Source organism: Crocosphaera sp. XPORK-15E (assembly GCF_034931425.1).
Lineage (GTDB): Bacteria > Cyanobacteriota > Cyanobacteriia > Cyanobacteriales > Microcystaceae > UHCC-0190.
Genome location: NZ_JAYGHQ010000013.1, coordinates 40,699 through 54,835, shown reverse-complemented (window position 1 = coordinate 54,835; position 14,137 = coordinate 40,699). Strand labels below are relative to the sequence as shown.

Sequence of the window (14,137 nt, the reverse complement as noted above, 5' to 3'; positions counted from 1 at the left end):
AAACTTTAATCAATTCCGTCCTTTTAAAGCTTTAGTAAAGTTTTGACGATAGGATGGATTCATAACTAATAAAGCTGGCCATAACAAAGCTAAGATTAATTTTGTCGGTAATTGACGACTAAAATTAGTGTTGTTATATCCTGAGACAAATTTCCAGATGCCAACCAAATAAATTCCTAAGATAATGATAGAGATTAAATTCACGATCTTAACCCTCTTGATGTTTACTTAAGTCAACTATTTCTCAATTTTAACCTATATATTCCCTGTTGTCCCTTGACTTTTTAGGGTAGCCATTGAGGTTTAAATCCTGTGGTCAATTCTTGGGGTTGAATTTTAATCGATTTTTTCGCTCCTTCTAATTCAGGTAGGGGAAGTAACCAGAGTTGTCCATCGGCGATCGCTTGCTTTTCAGATGTTAATAAATCATACTCAGATTGGGGGACAGTTGTTACTACTTGATCGAACAATAAGGCAACTCCATCAGGGGACATACTCAAGACAACATCTCGATAATTTGGTAAAGCTAATAAAGGCAAATCTGTCTTAGTTTTTAAGTTAACAACTGACAGAAACGGTTCTTCGTGATACTGTCCATTTTCTCCTTGTATTAGGTCAGTTTTCAAGCAATAAATATTTTGTTTTTCCCTAGGTTCAAACTCACAATCAATAATAGGATAAGGGGTTCTCAAGAGTTCTTGTTTTTCTGCATTTTTATTTATCAAAACTAAAGAACGAGTGTAATCAACATTATCTTTTACCAGTAAAAGTTTTTCTCCATTTTGAGAAAATCCCAAGATTTTTTCATAGTTTGGTAAAATTTGAGAAGAACCAGCATCAGATCCTAATGGAACAATTCTGATTCCTCCTTGTTGTGCGACAGCTAAACGTTTACCATCAGGAGAAATGACAAAATTTGATCCAGGAATTCCTAGGGATCTAGGTTTTTCTTCTTCAGGAATTATCCATAAACTAGAGTCAGCCTGATTTTTATTGTTAATCCGCCAAACAATGATAGTTTTACCATTTTTTGAAAGGTCAAAACTGAGATTCTGATAATCGTTTGCGTCTAAAATTCTTTTAAGTCTTCCTGCTCTTTGAGAAGGGTTTATTGAGGGAGAAATATTAAACCCAGTGGTTACTGCATAAAGTTCTTGTTTTGCAATTCCTTGAGTCCGAAGACTAGGTTCAAACGCACTAAAAATAATTTGCTCACTATCAGGGTAAATTTTAAAGTTTGTCACCACTAAATCACGGGGCGTTAAAATGGTCTTTTTGGGTTGATTAATATCAGTAATATTATACAGAATTAAGCGACCTCTTTCTTCTTTTTCAATGCCAATATAGGCTAATACTCGATCACGGGTAGTAAACAAACTCACAAAAGGTTCTATGGTGTTTTCGTCATAGCTTCTTTGAGCATTTTGCAGCTTAAGTTGATAGTTTGTCCCGTAAATTGGGGGATCATTTAAAGTATAAATTAGGGTTTTTCCTTGCCAGGTAATTCGTCCAGGAAGCGGGGGTTCAATGATTAAATTCTTTTCAACACTATCCTGGTTTACGGGACGATTAAATTTGATATTAAAGGTTCTATCTTGTACCCCTACTTTTTTACCTTCCCAACTAAAATAACTCACTTGTAAAGGAACTTGTTCACCCCTTACTAACAAACCTCCCAAGACTAAACTAAGGACAAGAATACATCCTAATATTATCCAGTCAAATTGTTTTAATTTTTGGTGCCAGGCTTTTTTTATCGGTTTATTTTCCATAGTTATAACGCTTTGATTCCCAATCAATTAACTTTCTAAAAGTTCAATAATTCCTTGCTGTCCATCAATTCGTACCCGTTGGCCATCTCTTAATAATTCCGTCGCATGGTGAACATCCATAATTGCTGGAATTCCATATTCTCTGGCCACAATGGCCCCATGAGATAAAGAACCGCCTACTTCTGCTATGATACCACTAGCACGGGCTAATAAGGGGCCCCATCCTGAATCAGCATAGGGAACAACAATGATTGTATTTGGGGGAATTTCTGCCAAAGTTTGGAAATTTCTACAAATTTTAATCCAACCTTCCGCTTGACCAAAACTGGCCCCAATTCCTTTTATTTGTTGATTAATTATTGATAATGAAGGCTCAAATTGATTAAGAGTTGGGGTAATATTTCCATAGACAATATAGGGAATTGTGACAAGGTTTTGGTTTTGGCTAAATTCTGCTTTTCGTTGCTGTATTTTAGCAGAAATCTTTGACTCTAAGGCTACATTTTGATGGGAAATAATTTTAAAAATCTCATCATAGGTTAAGTAAAAAATGTCTTGAGTTTGTGAAATGATACCTTGTTTAATTAAGAAATCAGCTAAACTGAGAAAAGTCCAACGTAGTTGAGCGAGTAATTGAGAATAAATTTCTGTGACTTTTCCTTTGAGATTTAATCTTTTTTGCACCTGTTTATTGTTCCAGTTTTTTGTAATTTTTTTGTTGTTGATTTCTACAGGTTTATCCTTTAAAACTAACTGAGTAAATAATAGTTTAACATTTTGAGGATTATCTTGCCAACAAGGAACAGCAATATCCGTAGCAACATCACTTAGATAACCATATTTTGCTAAAATATCATTAAATTCTCTGACAATTTTTTGTCCTTGAGGATGATGATTAAGTTCCTCAAATAAAGCATCACAATTATCAATTATACGACCATTAATTAAAGCTTTCGTCTGAAAAGCTAACTTTTCTAAGGCTTGTAAAGAGGCAATTTCTGGGGTTCCTTTGTTATCTAATGTTTCAGGAGGAACTTTTAATAAATTTTGTCGTAAAGCTAAACTTAAGGGAGCTAAAATACTATAATAAGTTGCTGATTTTAGCAATAATAAAATGCTTTCAATTCGCTTTAATAAATCTTGGGGAGACAAATCAGACAGCGATTGATTATATAATTTATCGAGATGAGGCTTAAATAGGCTTTTATTGTCCTTTTCAAAGTCTTTTTCTAACTTGCGTTCTTTCCCCAATAAACGTAATAAACCAGGTAAACTAATCAGAGTAGAAATTAAAGATGGTTTACTCATTTTTGCCCCTCTAGTGAGGAATTCTAAACTTTCTGGAGGTAGGCCCATTCGTTGAAAAATCTCTCCTAATAGGGTTGCGTTAAAATAAGCTCGTTGATAATGTAAAGTTGCTGTTTCGTTGAAGTCTAAATCCTGAGTTTTTTTGCCTAAAACTAGAGTAAAAATATCTCCCCAAACCCCACAAGTTAAGGGTTTATTAATTGACCAAGTTAGAGGATGAATTACCCCTGGAATTACTTCCGAGGCAATTTTTCGCGTCCAAATTGGTCGTAAATTGGTAATTGTTCGCGTTTGCAATAACCATAGTTGTTGCCCATCATAACTCCATTCTATATCTTGAGGAATTCCATGATATAAAGCTTCTAAATCTCTCGCTAAAATTGCTACTTTTTCAATTAATTGCGGTGGAACATCTCTTGTATCCTGAGATTCTAAATTATTGATTTTAATTGCATCAGTTTCGTTATTATGGTACACTTCAACTTGATATTGTTCAGGTGTAATTTTTCCTGATACAACCTGATTGGCTTCTCCTGGTAAGGCTTCTATAACAACAAAATTGCTAAGAGGATTAACAGGATCTCGACTAAAAGCAACCCCAGAAAATACTCCTTTAACTTGGTTTTGAATTAAGACAGCCATACCTTGATCGCTTTGTCCTTGATCTCGACGATATTTAACGGCATGAGGATGATTATAAGAAGCTAAACAATCTAAAAGAGCAGCTTGTAATTCTGCTTGATTTGTAACATTTAAAATTGTCAGATATTGTCCTGCGGCTGAAGCAGTTTCACTATCTTCTCCAATAGCAGAAGATCGCACCACAAGAGGGTGAATGGGACTCGGATCAAGGTAATCTATTAAAAGCTGTGGATCATCACCAGGAAGGAAGATCCAACCATCAGGAACTTGATACCCTAAACCCTTAAGATAGGATAAAGTCGCTGCTTTTTGCCCGACTTTGGTTGCATCTAATTGATGATTTAAGGAAACAATAGCTTTCTCGCCTCGGAAGAATTTAAACATTTTTCTAGAAGAAGTTTTGACACCGGTTTCTGGTAAATCTAAATCATCAGGTATTTTAGCAAAAATCCAAGCCATTAACCCTGATAAACTCCAAGCCATGGCAATATATCCTGAATCATTAGGATGTCTCAATGTTAGGATAAAAGCTAATAAAAATAATGCCACTAAACGGCCTGTGCTACGATCACGAAAAATAGTAAAACTGCCCCCACCTATTAAGGCAGTTAAAAAGGTTGCTTGCCAATCATGAGCCATCATTCCCCAAAATAAATTAGTAGTTCCGGCACCTTTTCCCATCCAATATCGTCCCATAATTAGGGCAATTAATGCCATTAATTCCCATATTGGTTGCACGGGAAAAAAATAACGGGCTAATAAAATAGCAATAATTCCTTTTCCTGCTTCTGATAAAGCCGCTAAAATTCCGACAAAGGTTCCCCCATGATAAAAAGCAGCAGAAACTGAGACATTTCCTGTTCCTAGTTGCGACAATTTTTGTCCAGTAAAAATATAAGTTAACCACTCAATAATAGGCAGTCCCCCAAGGAGAGGACAAAGGATAAAAATTACTAGAGAACCCCAAATTGATGTCATAATGAAGTTAGGAATTAAGATAATAGAATGTTTTATTTATCAATCTAGAAATTTTAACTTTAAGATATCTTCTTTAATTTTAGCCATTAATTGCCAAGTTTTAAACTAATTTATGTTATCTTAACAAAGAATGCTTTTCTCAATATCAATCATGCTCAAAAAACCAGTATTATTTATGAGTAATGGGCATGGAGAAGACCTAAATGCTAGTCTCATTCTCCAGGCATTGGTTAAAATTGCCCCTCAAATCATTGTATCAGGAATGCCTTTGGTTGGGGAAGGCAACGCTTACCATTCTTTAGATATTCCCATCCTTGGACAACCCCAAAATTTGCCATCTGGCGGCATTTTTTATATGAATATATTCACGTTATTAAAAGATTTAAGTGCCGGGTTAATTGGACTGACTATCTATCAAATTCGCACCCTATTAAAGTCTAGCTCTAATTATAATTTAATTGTGGCTGTTGGGGATATTTTTCCCATTACCATGGCCTATATTTCTGGTCGTCCCTATGTGGCTTTTTTGGTGTCTACTTCTAGCTTTTATGAAGGAAAATTACGACTTCCCTGGTTAACTCGTTTAGGTTTGCGATCGCCCCGATGTTTAGCTATCTTTACCAGGGATAATTTTACGGCCGAAGACTTACAAAACCAAGGGATGAAAAAGGCAATTTTTGCGGGCTATCCTATTATGGATGTTCTCACTCCAACCGGTCAAGATTTACATTTAAACCCGGATCTTCCTATGATTGCTTTATTACCAGGTAGTCGAGTTCCTGAAGCTATTCATAACTTAGAATTACAATTACAAGTCTGTGAAGTATTAGCTGATTTAGAAACGGTTCAATTTCGGATTGCTTTGGTAAAAAGTATTACAGAATTAGACTTAGAAAATTTGGCAAAAAAACAAGGATGGGACTATCAATTTCCAGGAATATTCACAAAAAAATTAACAGATAAAATAATAATAATTCAAGGTTATTATAATGCTTTTGCCGATATTATTTATCAATGTAATTTAGCGATTGGCATGGCAGGAACAGCCGTTGAACAAGTAGTAGGCTTAGGAAAACCTGTCATTCAATTACCAGGAAAAGGCCCCCAATTTACCTACGAATTTGCTGAGGCCCAAATGCGACTATTAGGCACTTCTATAACTACTATTGGCAACAGTTATAAAAATCCTGCTATGTTTACCCAAGCTGCTCAAACAATTCAAAAAATTTTAAGAGACAATGATTACTTAGAAAATTGTGTAAAAAATGGTCAAGAAAGAGTCGGAAAACCAGGAGGATCTCAAGGTATTGCTGAGGCGATCGCTAAGTTTATTTAAAAGCTGAACCTTTCTTTTCTCCTAACTTTTGCCTGACCCGTAGCGGTATACCTGTAGGGGCAATTCATGAATTGCCCCTACCAAAACAGTTGCGTAAGTCCTGTTAAAATTTGAATTATTTGCGTTTGCGTCTGAGTACAGCCGCACTAACTAAACCAAAAGCCGCCAAGCTAAGGGCAGATGTTCCCTGTTCAGGAACGCTTGTGATCCTGATGGTGCGTTCATCCTTCGATGACTGGGTTTTTAAAGCGGTTGATTACCCTGCCCGCTATCCTTAACATCATACACCATATAAAGCCGTCCTAAAAGGGACGGGGAACCTTAAACCCAATTTTCCGGTAAAAATTCTCATTTTTTTGTCTTTTACTATTCTCATTTTATTGTTGTTATCGTATTAGGCTTTAGACTGTATATAGTTGTTGATTTTGGCTTGCAAGTTCTGTAGAACCTTAGAATATTGGGAAATATGAAATTTAATAGACGTTTTTTATTCGGTTGGACTGTCGCTTTACTTTCTGGAATATTGACAAAATACTATCAAAAATCGGCAGTCTCTCAAGAGATAGTAAAAACTAATGATCAAAACATTCCAGGAATTGAACCTAAACCCCTAAAACCAACTATTATTGATATTTATCCGTCTCAAGATATAATTTTTAATAATTATATTACTCCCATTCAATTTAAAGATAATATGGTTCCTCAACAATGGTTATATCAAACCCAAATAACCCAAGGAGAAGGTCAAAAACTTATCAATAATGTATCAAATTTAAACAACTTTAAAACTTTACCAAAAGAGCAAATAATCTCTAACAGTTGGCCCGACTTTACGGATGCAATTGATCTAAAAAAAATAGGCAATAATAAACCAGAAATTTATTCTATTTTTTATACAGTTATTACCTTTGATCAACCTTACTTATTAAGGGTATGTCATGGCGTAGCAGGTTTAAATGTTAAGGCAGAAATGTGGGTAAATAAAACACCTGTTAAACATGGAGAATTTATACAAGTTCAAAAGGGAATTTATTCTATTATTATTGAAGTCTATCACGGCAACAAAACAAAATGGCTACCTTGGAATTTAGCCCGTTTAGCTACTCGCTTTACAATAGTTACAAAAGCAGAAATTGAAGCAGTTTATCAATGGAAACTTAGTCAATGGCAACAAACAATAGATATGGCAAAAACCAATGATGATAAGCTATTAACTGCCGTTAAATTTGATTCTAAAACCATTCGAGGTAAAGAGAAATTTTTTAGAGTTGGTAAGAGTATTTATGGGAAATGGTGGTTTATTGATCCCCAAGGAAAGGCCTTTTATCATCGGGGTTGTACGGGGTTAAATGCAGGAGGAATGGGAGGAAGACGGGCTAACTTACCTCCGCTTCCCAAAACCACCGTTAAAACCTGGGTAAACTATCTTAAAGAATGGGGTTTTAATGGGATGGGGGCCTGGACAACATCGGAATTTTTTGACCAAGATATGGCATTTACAGAAATTATTGAAACCTATTACGAAGGGCCGTGGTTAATGGAAAAATTTCCTGATGTTTGGCATCCAGAATGGGCAGAAAATATTGATGAAAAATGCAAAAATCTTTGTACTCCTCTGAAAAATAATAAAATGCTTCTGGGTTATTTTTTAGATAATGAACGAGGTTTTATGGAAGTCTTAGGTCATAATGAAAGTATTATTTCTTATAGCCCTACTTATCGTTATAATGGCCCCATTAAACCGGATCAATTAGAATTACCAGCAGAACCAAAATTAAACCCAAAAGGCATTGGTTTATTACAGTTTTGTTTAAGTCAAAAACAAGAAATACCTGCGGCACAAAAAGCCTGGGAATTTGTATTAACTCGTCATACTTCCCTGAAAAATTTAGGTAAAGTTTGGCAAATTGAGATTGTTTCAAAAGAAAATATACGCAATTTAACAGCAAGGGAAGAAATCTTAATTTCCGAAACTTATTTACAAGATCAATCTGACTTTGTTCAACTTTGGGTAGAACAATATTATCAAATTTGTATCGAAAAAATCCGCAAATATGATCCCAATCATCTAATTTTAGGTTGTCGTTGGGGACAGACTCCAGGGCCAGCAGTTTTAGAAGTAGAAAAACAATATGCTGATGTGGTTTCTCGCAACAATTATCGAGGGAATTTTTATGAGTTATTCGATGACTTTTATCAAGTTGTAAATCGTCCTATTCTTAATGGTGAATTAAGTACCTGGACAGATGATTATAGCCTGATCAGAAACCCCATTGAACCCCCTGGAGGGTATGATACTATTACTAGGCAAAAATTGCGGGGGCGAGAGGCAATAGATCGCAGTTTTTCCCATCCTGGCCTGTTAGGTTATACTAAATATCGTTGGCATGGAAAAGGGGATAAACTATGGAATAATAGTCCCCAATTTGAAATCATAAATCCTCTCAGACAAGGGAATTATAGAGCCGTTTCTATCGCTACTTTTTGGGATAATTTACCGCAAAAAACTCATGAACCGTTACAGGGACAAATTTTTGTTACCCTGTTAGGAGGAATGGTTAAAATTCAAACCTTGTCCCCTGCAAGAGAAGGGGATAAACCTAGTTTAAAAATGATTAAAAATCATCTAATAATTGGTTTAGTTTGCTCTAATAATACTTGGGATAAAATTGTTTATGGTGATGGAATTAGAGGGGAAATTATTGAGAGTGAAACAAACAATAATGAGTTTAAATTAACCCTTAAAATTCAAACCTTTCCTACCCTACTAACTGCAACAAATGCAGAAGCAGAATATACCCTAAAGTTAATTCGTAACAGAACAAAATTAGAGGGTAATTTTCAAGGAATTTATGATAAAAACTCAGTCAAAGGAAGGGCGATCGCTTATGTACATCGTCCCGTCCCTACTATCAAATGTTAACAAATTTAGGCTTAATTTTACTATTCTTGAGAAACCGTAATCTTTAACTTATAATTAACAGGTTTATCCGCTTTAGATACCACTGTAAACTCATAATAACCGCTTTCAGGGAGTTCTCCTGACCATTGATGTTCTGGAGAATCTTCTAATAGATTATTATTACCAGTCGGTGAATAAATCGATAACAATAAATTGCGATCGCCTTCTAATTTTATCTCAATTTTTTCGGCGGCGTTTAATTGTAAAACATAGGCTTTTCCTGCTCCAACTTCTAACCTTTCTTCTCTTTCAATTGTGGGAAATTCTGATACTAAAGAAAGCTTTTCATAGATAGTTCCTGACTGTAAAGCTGTTAAGGTATCTAATACCATCGCACTCCAAATTTGGCCAATAGGTTTATCCAAAAAATTCTGGTCTATCTGTTCAGGAAACTTGGACAAAAATTGCCCATCAACTAAATCATATAACGCCCGACTACTCAAATGTAAATTATTAACTTGTGATTTCCAACTATCCCGTTGATTTTGGGTATAACTGCCAATTCCTTGCATTGCTTCTGCACTTAATCCTTCTAAAGTATCTAATAAATTAGCCGCCGTTTGATCCCATTTTTCTCGCCAAGAAGCATCATCTTTCCCATTGCTCAAGATCCTTCCTTTCTCCGAAGGATACTGATCGCCAAAAATCTCATCAACCACATTAACAAACCAACTTTGATCAAGCCCTAATTGACGACGACGGGTGCGTAATTCTGTTTTACGCTGTAACTCTTGGTCACTAATTTTTGGGGTTGATTCTTCATTAGAAAAAATAGAAATCTGCTCAGGGTTTTTCTTAGCTGTCAATACTTGTGATATCCATACTTTTCCGGCCCACCACCCAATCATTCCTGATCCTAAAATTAGGCTCAAAATCAAAATAAGCTTACCTAAACAGCCAGTTATCGGACTATTTTTATTGCTTGTCAATGTCATATTGGTTTGTATTTCAGAGGTAGATTGACGAGAGATTTCCTGAGTAGAAATCTGAGAGATTATAGCAGAATTTGCCGTAGAATTAACAACGACTTTTGTGGGTGTGGTAGGTTGAGGAGTAAGATTGTTTAGGGCATTAATTACTTCTTGGGCCGAATCATAGCGATCGCCGGAAGCTTGAGCCAACATTTTTTGTAAGATATGGGTCAAAGAATCGCTCAAAGAGATTTCTGAGGGCCAAGACCAAAGAGATGTGTGTGGATCAATTAGGGTTAGGGGTTCTTTCCCCGTCAGCAAAACAAGAGCAGTGGCAGCTAACCCATATAAATCACTAGAAGCCGAGACGATTCCCTGATTAATCTGTTCCTGGGGGGCATATCCTGGTTGACCAATTTGCAGAATTTTGGCCGTGAGTAATTGAGGTTGTTTAAAATAGGTTGTGGCAATGGCAGACAGTTGTTTAACACTGCCAAAATCAATGAGAATGGGTAATTTATCCTCATCACGACAAACAATATTATCAGGGGTTAAATCACGGTGAATAATCCCCTTTCCATGAAGATAAATAAGAACGGGTAAAATATCTAATAAAAATTGGGTCACTTCTGCTTCGGAAAATACTTCTCCTTGGCTTAAACGCTCATTTAATAGCTGACGATAGGTTAACCCTTGGATATAGTCTTGTGCTAAAAATAAACTGATTTTTTCTTCGTGTTTGAAGGGAAATAATTCACGAAAACGAGGAATTTGGGGATGATCGAGACTGTAGAGAATTTGGGCTTTTCGTTGAAACAGTTCTTCGGTTTTTTGTAAAGCCTGGGGATCATGAACATCAGGGGCAAATTCTTGTAGAATACAAAGTTCCTTGAAGCGATGACGATCTTCAGCTAAGTATGTCCGTCCTAATTTTCCTTGTCCGAGTTGACGTAGGATCTGATAGCGATGATTAACCGTTGCGTCAGGTTGTAACCAAGTATCCATAGACAATTGCCAGGTTATTACAATTTTATGATTGTATCCCATCAAAGAAAATCCAAGCATAACCTCAAAGGGTATAATATAATGTCAGACCTGCCTGATGAGCTATTGGGGATTTCATGAGCAAAAACGAACGCCGAACCTTTCTGCTGGACTTTGAAAAGCCTTTATGGGAGTTAGAAGCCCGCATTGAGCAAATTCGGCAATTAGCAGAAGAAAACAATGTCGATGTCTCCGAGCAAATCGCTCAACTCGAAAATCGTGCTGAAACCCTCCGTCAAGAGATTTTTATTGCCTTAACCCCCTCTCAACGCCTCCAGTTAGCCCGTCACCCTCGTCGCCCCAGTACCCTCGACTATATACAGGCGATCGCTGATGAATGGTTTGAGTTACACGGCGATCGCGGCGGCTCTGATGATCCGGCCTTAGTGGGAGGCGTGGCCCGTTTGGGGGGTCGTCCCGTTGTTATTTTAGGCCATCAAAAAGGACGGGATACTAAGGATAATGTAGCCCGTAATTTTGGGATGCCGGCCCCTGGAGGTTATCGCAAAGCCATTCGCCTCATGGAACACGCTAACCAATTTGGGATGCCCATTATTACCTTTATTGATACCCCTGGAGCTTGGGCCGGGGTAGATGCCGAAAAATTAGGCCAAGGAGAAGCGATCGCCTTTAACCTCCGTCAAATGTTTAGTTTTGATGTCCCGATCATCTGTACTGTCATCGGCGAAGGAGGATCAGGCGGTGCTTTAGGTATTGGAGTCGGCGATCAATTATTGATGCTAGAACACGCCGTTTATACCGTTGCTACCCCCGAAGCTTGTGCTGCTATTCTCTGGAAAGATGCGAAAAAATCTCCCCAGGCCGCTGTTGCTCTCAAAATTACCTCCAGCGACTTAAAAGAGTTGGGAATTATTGATGAAATTATACCCGAACCCTCTGGGGCAGCCCACGCTAAACCCCTAGAAGCTGCGGCCCTGCTCAAACAAACCTTATTAAAACATCTGGAAGAATTATCAATGTTGTCCCCAGAAAAGCGCAAAGCCTTACGGTATCAAAAATTCCGTAAAATCGGCGTATTTTTAGAGCGAGAACCCGCCTTAACCGCAACCCACTAGATAACGACAGGGTATCAGTCTCACAATCATTGGATTTCAAGATCCTTAACCGTGAACTCCCCAGAGAATGTTATAATTGCAAAGTGAACTTTTGTAACAATTTCTTAAATTTGGAAATGTTACAGGATACCACAAACAGAGCATCGCGCAGTTCACTCGTGGGTGAAATGTCAAATAGAAAACTGAGTATACCATGAGTTCTTCGTTAAATCAACCCAAAGCAATTATCACAGGCGCAAGTCGTGGTATTGGCAAAGCAACCAGTTTAGCCTTTGCTCAAGCAGGGATTGACGTTGCCCTTGTTAGCCGTTCCCTTGATCAACTAGAATCTGTGGCTCAAACAGCTAGAGAGCAGGGAGTTAAGGCCAAAGCCTATGAGATCGACTTAAGTCAGCTATCAGAAATACCAGCAAAAATCCAAGAAATTGTGGCTGATTTTGATGGCGTTGACATTATAGTCAATAACGCAGGAATGGGGTACACCAATTTATTGCGGGAGACATCCCTATCAGACTGGCAACGGGTAATAGATTTGAACTTAACCAGTGTCTTTCAGTGTGTTCAAGGGGTCTTGCCCCAGATGCGCGATCGCAGCCAAGGAATCATTATTAATGTCGCCTCTATTGCCGCGACTCAGCCTTTTGCGGGCTGGGGAGCATACTGTGTCAGTAAAGCGGGTTTGGTATCTTTTTCAAAAGTCTTAGCGGCTGAAGAGCGAAGCCATGGCATCCGTGTCGTAACCATTCTGCCGGGTGCTGTTAATACACCGATTTGGGACACGGAGACAGTACAGGCCGACTTTGATCGTACTGCCATGCTCAAGCCTGAGCTTGTGGCCCAAACTATCCTTCAGGCGGCCCTCTTACCAGCAGAAGCCGTCATGGAAGAGATCACCATTTTACCAAGTGCTGGAACCCTTTAATCCCCGATAAGCGTTTTTACTTTAACTATGACAATAGCGTCTCCTAACGGCTCCAATCGCCTTAACCCTAATGCCCTCAACCCTAATTTAACGGAGAGAGTAGTGACTCGGCCTGATCGCAATACCCACAATGGACAGCAAGCTAAAATTCAGCCGCCTTCTGATGTTAGTACCGAGAAAATGATGGATGCTGTCCGCACTATGTTAGAAGCGGTGGGAGAAGATCCGGAGCGGGAAGGGTTGCTCAAAACCCCGAAACGGGTAGCAGAGGCCATGAAGTTTCTCACCCAAGGTTATGATCAGTCTCTCGAAGAATTAGTCAATGGGGCGATCTTTGACGAGGGACACAATGAAATGGTGTTAGTTCGAGATATTAATTTCTTTAGCTTGTGTGAACACCATATGTTACCTTTTATGGGACAGGCCCACGTTGCTTATATTCCTAACCAGAAAGTGGTGGGACTGAGCAAATTAGCCCGGATCGTGGAAATGTATTCCCGTCGCTTACAAGTACAAGAGCGTCTCACTCGTCAAATTGCCGAAGCTATTCAAGAAATTTTAGAACCTCGTGGGGTAGCTGTCGTCATGGAAGCTACTCATATGTGTATGGTTATGCGTGGGGTTCAAAAACCTGGCTCTTGGACTGTCACCAGTGCCATGCTGGGAGATTTTCAAGAAGAGCAAAAAACCCGTGAGGAATTCCTCAATTTAATCCGTCATCAACCAAAATTCTTCTAAGCTGTCTAAAAGTTTGACGGCAATCACAACAATAAATTAAGCCACCTCTATAATAGATTCAGGGGTGGCTTTTGTTATGATGAGTGGTGATAGCGTAGTTAGCTAACACCCACATTAGAGGAAGCATACACCGCAACAGTCAATAAACCACCGACTAACAACAAAGCGGCAACTCCCAGGATAATGTAGTTACGTTGTTGGGACTTGGTGGGGGGCGTAGCCTCATAGACTTTTGGTTCTGCCGCAAAGTTGTTTAAACGTCCGCCTTCTTCCGTTGTATAGGGCATGAAAAAATTCCTCTAATTCACTGTTTTATTTTAGTCACTGTTCTTAATATAATATAAAAAATCTTTACAAACAAGTCCATTCTCAAAGAGAGTAGGACATCAAGGCGAAGGGTAGAATCACGGAATTTTGCAAAAAAACAGCCCAAGAGATCCGCAGAATT

General features: G+C 38.0%; 10 protein-coding genes. 5 read left to right on the top strand and 5 right to left on the bottom strand.

Annotation, left to right across the window (positions count from 1 at the left end; translation table 11 throughout):
- Positions 1–9: 9 nt before the first annotated feature.
- From VB691_RS15500 to VB691_RS15490, 3 genes are all read right to left on the bottom strand, one after another.
- On the bottom strand, positions 10–207 hold the full coding sequence (locus VB691_RS15500; RefSeq protein ID WP_323292509.1) for a hypothetical protein: 198 nt from the start codon (positions 205–207) through the stop codon (positions 10–12).
- 77 nt (positions 208–284) lie between these two features.
- Complete coding sequence (locus tag VB691_RS15495) at positions 285–1,772, bottom strand: Ig-like domain-containing protein (protein ID WP_323292413.1); 1,488 nt, start codon at positions 1,770–1,772, stop codon at positions 285–287.
- A gap of 27 nt (positions 1,773–1,799) precedes the next feature.
- Positions 1,800–4,700, bottom strand: a complete 2,901-nt coding sequence (locus tag VB691_RS15490; protein WP_323292412.1) for a glycerol-3-phosphate acyltransferase — start codon at positions 4,698–4,700, stop codon at positions 1,800–1,802.
- A 151-nt stretch (positions 4,701–4,851) separates the two neighbouring features.
- Here VB691_RS15490 and VB691_RS15485 point away from each other — a divergent pair, with 151 nt between their 5' ends.
- Together VB691_RS15485 and VB691_RS15480 are read left to right on the top strand one after the other, a co-directional pair.
- Positions 4,852–6,036: a lipid-A-disaccharide synthase-related protein gene (locus VB691_RS15485; RefSeq protein WP_323292411.1), complete on the top strand. Its 1,185-nt coding sequence runs from the start codon at positions 4,852–4,854 to the stop codon at positions 6,034–6,036.
- Between the two features lie 466 nt (positions 6,037–6,502).
- Positions 6,503–8,959 (top strand): hypothetical protein, encoded by a 2,457-nt coding sequence (locus tag VB691_RS15480; RefSeq protein ID WP_323292410.1) that lies wholly within the window; start codon positions 6,503–6,505, stop codon positions 8,957–8,959.
- 20 nt (positions 8,960–8,979) lie between these two features.
- On the opposite strand, the gene VB691_RS15475 is transcribed toward VB691_RS15480, so the two are convergent.
- A complete protein-coding gene (locus VB691_RS15475) occupies positions 8,980–10,914 on the bottom strand; it encodes a serine/threonine-protein kinase (RefSeq protein ID WP_323292409.1) in 1,935 nt (644 codons plus the stop codon).
- 116 nt (positions 10,915–11,030) lie between these two features.
- Here VB691_RS15475 and accA point away from each other — a divergent pair, with 116 nt between their 5' ends.
- The 3 genes from accA (at position 11,031) to folE (ending at position 13,689) form a co-directional block, all read left to right on the top strand.
- A complete protein-coding gene (gene accA, locus VB691_RS15470; RefSeq protein WP_323292408.1) occupies positions 11,031–12,029 on the top strand; it encodes an acetyl-CoA carboxylase carboxyl transferase subunit alpha in 999 nt (332 codons plus the stop codon).
- Between the two features lie 193 nt (positions 12,030–12,222).
- On the top strand, positions 12,223–12,951 hold the full coding sequence (locus VB691_RS15465) for an SDR family oxidoreductase (RefSeq protein ID WP_323292407.1): 729 nt from the start codon (positions 12,223–12,225) through the stop codon (positions 12,949–12,951).
- Between the two features lie 27 nt (positions 12,952–12,978).
- Positions 12,979–13,689, top strand: coding sequence for a GTP cyclohydrolase I FolE (folE, locus tag VB691_RS15460; protein WP_323292406.1), 711 nt, complete (start codon positions 12,979–12,981; stop codon positions 13,687–13,689).
- Between the two features lie 98 nt (positions 13,690–13,787).
- Here folE and psb34 read toward each other — a convergent pair whose 3' ends face one another.
- Positions 13,788–13,976 carry a photosystem II assembly protein Psb34 gene (gene psb34, locus VB691_RS15455; RefSeq protein ID WP_323292405.1) on the bottom strand — a complete coding sequence of 63 codons (189 nt, stop codon included), beginning with the start codon at positions 13,974–13,976 and terminating at the stop codon, positions 13,788–13,790.
- Positions 13,977–14,137: the final 161 nt, after the last annotated feature.